The 4,493-nt window shown below is 68.0% G+C and carries 4 protein-coding genes; 1 reads left to right on the top strand and 3 read right to left on the bottom strand.

Annotated features, from left to right (window positions below; translation table 11 throughout):
• The 3 genes from AC5LSR_RS11570 to AC5LSR_RS11560 form a co-directional block, all read right to left on the bottom strand.
• Positions 1-712, bottom strand: a 712-nt coding sequence (locus AC5LSR_RS11570) for a TetR/AcrR family transcriptional regulator (protein ID WP_493468440.1), incomplete at its 3' end; no start/stop codon positions are given.
• A complete protein-coding gene (locus tag AC5LSR_RS11565; protein WP_250282205.1) occupies positions 709-1,134 on the bottom strand; it encodes an ester cyclase in 426 nt (141 codons plus the stop codon). The genes AC5LSR_RS11565 and AC5LSR_RS11570, both read right to left, overlap by 4 nt.
• A gap of 226 nt (positions 1,135-1,360) precedes the next feature.
• Positions 1,361-2,782 (bottom strand): ATP-binding protein, encoded by a 1,422-nt coding sequence (locus AC5LSR_RS11560; RefSeq protein WP_250282207.1) that lies wholly within the window; start codon positions 2,780-2,782, stop codon positions 1,361-1,363.
• A 989-nt stretch (positions 2,783-3,771) separates the two neighbouring features.
• On the opposite strand from AC5LSR_RS11560, the gene AC5LSR_RS11555 reads away from it, so the two are divergent.
• Positions 3,772-4,493 (top strand): SAM-dependent methyltransferase (locus AC5LSR_RS11555; protein ID WP_493468443.1); only part of this gene is annotated, 722 nt, incomplete at its 3' end.

Below are 4,493 nucleotides of genomic sequence, written 5' to 3'. Positions count from 1 at the left end.
CCGGTGCGGGCAGGGCGCGGGTGAGGCAGTCGGTCAGTGCCTCCTCGAGCAGGGCGTGCAGCGCGGCGGAGTCGACGTCGACGCGGCCGACGACCAGCAGCGCGACCAGCCCGTGCGCCGTGGCCCACAGCTGCAGCACATGCTGCTCGGGCTGCCGGTCGCCGGCGGCTGCGAGCAGCCCGGTCAGGACGTCGCCGACGGCCTGCCCCTCGACCCAGGTGTCGGCGGCGGGCATGCGCACGCCGCCCAGGCCGTACATGAGCTGATACAGGTCGGGTTCGGCCAGGGCGAAGTCGAGGTAGGCATGTGCGGCCCGCCGGATGGCCGCGACGTCTGTGCCGTTCAGGACGTCTGTGCCGTTCAGGATGTCCGGGACGTCCGTGTCGGACGCTCCGGCGGGGGATTCGGTCGCCGGCCGTCGGCCTGCGGTGTCCATCGTGTCGCGCAGCCGGGCGAACCCGTCGCGGATGAGGGTGAGCAGGATGTCGTCACGGCCGGTGAAGTAGCGGTAGGCGAAGTTCGCGGAGTAGTCGATGCGTTCCGCCAGCCGCCGCATCGTCACCGTCTCCCAGCCCTCGCTTCGCGCCAGTTCCCGCGCGGCGGACAGGATCGCCTCACGGGCGGCGGCGCGCTCCCGCTCCCGGCGCCGCCGCGCACGCGTCGGTGCCGGGCTGTCTGTGCCGTCCTGGTCGTCCTGCGCGTCGATCGTCATCGGTTGTCGGCGTCTCCGGTGAGCTGTGCGAAGAACGCCTGCCCGTCGAGCTGGTCCCAGTGCTCCACGGCCATGCCGTCGACCACGCGCCAGATGTCGATCGAGTGCATCACCACCGGGCGCCCGGTCGGTGGCAGGCCCATGAAAGGGCCCTGGAACGTCGCCCGGTAGGTGAATCTGCCGGCGACCCGGTCCCCGTCGACGAGGACGTCGTCAAGGCTGACCTCGGTGTCCGGGAACGCGGCGAACCACTGCGTCCAGAACGCCCGGTTCGCCTCGCGCCCGTCCTCGACGAACGCGTTGTGGTTGATGTAGTCCGCCGCGATGAAGCCGTCGACCGCGTCCGGATCGTGATCGTTCATCAGGTCGGCGAACGCGTGCGCGACCGTCCCGGGCCGCCGTCGCGTGCTGCTCGTGGTCATGGTTCCCCTCCGGCTGTCATGGTTACGCTGTAACCAGCGTGTACGCTGTAACCAGATCAGTCAAGAGTGAACGAGACAGGACGCGGGAAGCCTTACCGATCGCTGAGCGTGGCCGGTGCTGGGGTCATGGTGGCGACTGGATGACTCCGAGGCGTCATGTGTTACCGGAGAGCGTCGGTTCGCGGTCTGCGCCTCGTCGGACGGCGGGCTGGCGAATTCCGTCTGCTCAGGTTGTCTGCCAGGCGGTGAGGAGTTCGGCTGGGCCGTAGGTGGCGGTGAGGCCGGTGGCGGTGACTCCGCCGAGGCTGACCGCGACGAGGGGGAGCGGCTCGTCGGTGAGCGCGGCCCGGTATTTCTGTAGCACCGCGAGGTCGTGGTGGTCGAACGCGGAGCGTTCCAACCATTTGATGGAGCCGAGGAAGTAGAGCTCCTTGGCGACCGGTTCCCGGTCGGCACCGACGATGTCGATCTGAATGGTGTTCGGCCGGTTCCAGTAGGAGCCGACGGCGGGGGCGGCGGGCAGCGTCTGGTCGGGCAGCAGGCGGGCGAGGGAGTCGCGCAGGAGCGGTTCGACCGCCCGGCCACGCCAGGACGTCCAGCCGTCGCGGATCCGGGCCAGGGTGAGGTCGCCGCGGCGGCGTTCGATCTCCGGCAGGTACGGGCCGATGAACCGTAGCCAGAACCGCAGGTAGGGGTCGGTGACGCGGTAGCGGCGTTCCTTCGAGCGAGTGGTCCAGACAGGCAGTTCGGCTGCCACGATCCGTTTGCTGACGAGAAGTTCGAGCGAGCGGGCGAGACTGGTGTGCGCCATCACACCGGCCGCACGGGCGATGTTGGTGAACGCGCTTTCTCCGCTGCCGATGGCGGACAGTACGTCTCGGGCGTTCGCCGAGCCGGGGAACTCGGCGGCGAGCGAGCGTTCGGCGGAGACGAGCAGCGCGGAGACGGGATTCGCCAGTTCGGCGGCGAGAAAGGACCACAGATCCCCACCCGCCGGCCAGGCCGCGCAGATCAGCGGCAGCCCGCCGGTCACCAGTGCCGCGTCGAACGCCTCGGCCGGGCCCAGCCGCAGCATCTGCCCGACTTCGGCGGGGTTGAGCGGGCCCAGCACCATCTCCTGCCCGCGCTGGTGGAACGGCCGCCCGTACGAGCCCAACGCCTCCATCATCGACAGGTCCGACCCGATCAGCACAAGCAGTACCGGCCGGCGGCTGAGCTCCCGGTCCCAGGCGCGTTGCAGCACCCCCTCGAACGCGTCGACGCGGTCCATCAGGTACGGCACCTCGTCGATGACCACGATGCTCGGACGGTCGTCGGGGAGGATCCCGGCCAGTTGCCGCAGAGCCGCGCTCCAGTTCCCGGGCACCGAGTCGGTGAACACCGTCCGTTCCGGCAGCGTGGACGCGGCGACCGCCTCCCGCAGCGCTTCCAGTTCGACGTCGGCGGACGCTCCGGCGGCGGTGAAGAACACCGCGGGAACGCCGGCTCGGTCGACGAACTCCTCGACCAGGCTGGACTTGCCGATCCGCCGCCGCCCACGGACGAGAAGGCACCTGCCCGGCCGCGACGATCCGACCTGCGCCTCCACCTCCCGCAGCAGCCCGTCCAGCGTAGCCAGCTCCCGCTCCCGCCCCACAAAATCGACCATGGCCACCGTCCACCGGCTGGGATACTACCGCTGTTGATACTATCGCCAGCGGTAGTATCAAACGCCGCCCTGTCCTGACTGTCACCTCTGGCGGGTCCCTCCCTGTGCGCCGGGCAGGGCTGTTTGTCTGCTGCTGGGACGGCCGGTGGCCAGGATCTCGACGAGATCGCGCAAATTCATGATCTGTTGTGTTGAGCAGGGACGCTGGGGCCCAATCTGGGTGGGTGCTCATGTCGGGGTGACTGTGTCCGTCCTGGCATCTGGCCAGCAGGCTCTGTGTCGAGCAAGCGAGGGGCGTATGCGCACGCGGGCAATCATGATCAAGGGTTTAGCACGCAGTTGACCATGGAGATAGCACATAGATCACCTGTGAAACAGCACGCCGGTGAACCGTGATCCAACGCGACTGTGTCGGCGTGGTCGGTGACGGCCGCGAGCTCGTCCGGTGGCTGTCTCATCTCATCTTGGCAGGTGGGGTGTTTCCGACGGCAGATGGCCGTCCGCGTACGCTCGCATCCGCCGCTGTCCGTACTCGTTGCGGTGATCGTGACTGGAATTTGCGATCTTGCCTAAGAGTCATCGAATGCGGTCTGGATGGCCTGGCCGCAAGCTGCCTCTTGGCCGGTTGATCTGGTAATGCAAGGCATCTTTGCGGGCATAACGGGCAGTTGCTGCAACGGAGCCACGCTGAATGCCCTACCGTCACTCTACGGTCGCCCTATGCAGATATCCGCGGGCGGCCGCTTCGGGATCGCCCGTGCGGGATGTCACGTTCGCGGTCTGGAAGAATGCGCGTGAATCCGGTGCATGTCCGGGTTCCGGGATCCCCGTAGGGTGTCCCGAGCCGAGCTGACGTCCATGGAGATGCTGTGAGCGAGCAGGGCGACAACGCCGAATGGGACTTCACATCGGTGGTACCCGCCGATGACCAGGCGCCCTCGACAATCGACACGACCGTGCCGCACTCGGCCCGGATCTGGAACTACTGGATGGGCGGCAAGGACAACTACCCGGTCGACCGGGAGGCCGGCGACGCCTACGTCGCCGCTTTTCCCGGCATTGTCCCGCTGGCCAAGCAGTCCCGGCAGTTCCTCATCCGTGCTGTCAGCCACCTGGCCGGTGAGGCGGGCATCCGTCAGTTCCTCGACGTCGGCACCGGTCTGCCAACCCTGGACAACACCCATCAGGTCGCCCAGCGCATCGCCCCGGAATCCCGTGTCGTCTACGTCGACAACGACCCGCTCGTGCTGGCGCATGCCCGCGCACTGCTGACCAACACCACGCCGGAAGGTGTGACGACCTACGTCGACGCGGACTTCCACAATCCGGACCAGATCGTGTCCGACGCCAGGAACGTACTGAACTTCACCAAGCCGATCGCGGTCCTGTTCATGGGGGTACTCGGCCACGTCGCCGATTTCGACGAGGCCCGGTCGATCGTGGCGAGGGTGGTGGCGGCCGTCCCGTCCGGCAGCTACCTGGTGCTATGGGACAGCACCGACACCAGCGAGGGGTTCGACGAGGCCCAGCAGGGTTACGACGACACCGGCGCGGTCCCCTACATCCTGCGCAGCCCGCAGCAGGTCGCCCGTTTCTTCGAGGGCCTGGAACTCCTGGAGCCGGGCGTGGTGTCGATCTCGCTGTGGCGCCCGGACGCCAACAGTGCCGGCGAAGCGGTGGACGGCTACGGCGCCGTAGCCCGAAAGCCGTA

This window comes from Protofrankia sp. CiP1_Cm_nod4 (assembly GCF_982290645.1).
Note: the sequence above shows the minus strand (reverse complement) of the source record. Positions and strands in the feature narration are given on the sequence as shown.

Coding starts and splice junctions, on each gene's coding strand:
- AC5LSR_RS11560 (WP_250282207.1), bottom strand. CDS start 2,782: ATGGTCGATTTTGTGGGGCGGGAGCGGGAGCTGGCTACGCTGGACGGG.
- AC5LSR_RS11565 (WP_250282205.1), bottom strand. CDS start 1,134: ATGACCACGAGCAGCACGCGACGGCGGCCCGGGACGGTCGCGCACGCG.